The 620-nt window shown below is 46.0% G+C and carries 2 protein-coding genes; one reads left to right on the top strand and one right to left on the bottom strand.

The window, feature by feature from the left end; genetic code table 11:
- On the top strand, positions 1–173 hold a 173-nt coding region (locus tag R7R24_RS28145), incomplete at its 5' end, for a YgjV family protein (RefSeq protein ID WP_318120368.1).
- On the opposite strand, the gene R7R24_RS28150 is transcribed toward R7R24_RS28145, so the two are convergent.
- Positions 134–620 (bottom strand): carboxymuconolactone decarboxylase family protein (locus R7R24_RS28150; RefSeq protein ID WP_318120367.1); only part of this gene is annotated, 487 nt, incomplete at its 5' end. The two genes, R7R24_RS28145 and R7R24_RS28150, sit on opposite strands and share 40 nt — an antisense overlap.

Genomic DNA, 620 nt, shown 5'->3' on the forward strand with positions numbered 1-620 from the left:
GTTGGGTGAGCCACAACCTATGGCTTGGCTCGATTGGTGGCTCATTGGTTGAGAGCACCTTTATCGTCACCAACCTGTTGACCATTTATCGTTTGTTTCATGCCCAAGAACACATCTCCCAAACCCAAAACAATCAGTTTTTGGCGTCTAACACCGAATCCAGTACAGATTGAGCATTACTCGCAATACTTTCATCACAGCACTGCTTTAAAACCAGAATGAAATCATTCAGTTCTTCGGCAGACACGCCATTATTCATGCTGATGTTGTAGTGTGCCGCAAGCTGACTGTTCACTCCGTTGATATTTGCCAGCGCTGCAATCGTGGCAATTTCTCGTTGTTTCCACGTCAGGAGGTCACGCGCGAAAATGTCACCAAACAAATGGGCTTTTAAGTACTGATCTATTTGAGGTGAAAAGTCGAACAGCGGGCCTTTAACTTGCATACCGACCAGCGTTGTTTGGTTCTGACTGCCTAGCTCTAAGCTGCTTTTATCTGTCGATAACGGCGTCGATTCACGCCCTAATGTGTCGGTAATACCACGATTTTTGCGCACTTCAACAACATCCATAAAAGCAGCCAATCCATTCAAACTGCGGGGAAAACCTGCGTAAGCGTAT

Source organism: Vibrio sp. 704, assembly GCF_033339295.1.